This window comes from Micromonospora sp. URMC 106 (assembly GCF_051386395.1).
Taxonomy (GTDB): domain Bacteria; phylum Actinomycetota; class Actinomycetes; order Mycobacteriales; family Micromonosporaceae; genus Micromonospora.
In genome coordinates, this window is record NZ_JBPQTP010000288.1 from 1 (window position 1) to 248 (window position 248).

At 75.8% G+C, this 248-nt stretch carries 1 protein-coding gene; it reads right to left on the reverse strand.

Going from position 1 to position 248, the window contains the following annotated elements:
- On the reverse strand, positions 1-223 hold a 223-nt coding region (locus tag ACSNOB_RS32135; protein ID WP_436691222.1), incomplete at its 3' end, for a hypothetical protein.
- Between the last annotated feature and the right edge of the window lie 25 nt (positions 224-248).

The window sequence follows — 248 nt, forward strand, 5'->3', positions numbered from 1 at the left end:
GGAACGCGTGACTGACCACGAGTTCCTTGACCCGCCAGCCCCGCTCACGACCCGCCGCCACCACCGACGCGACCTCGTCGGCGGCACCCGACACCACCACCGACGCGGGACCGTTGACCGCCGCGACATCCACCGCCGCGGCCGACGCCTCGATGACCTCCCGCACCGCGTCCTCGGACGCACCCACCGCCGCCATCACGCCGCCGGCGGGCAGCGCCTGCATCAAGCGGCCCCGCGCGGCCACCAGG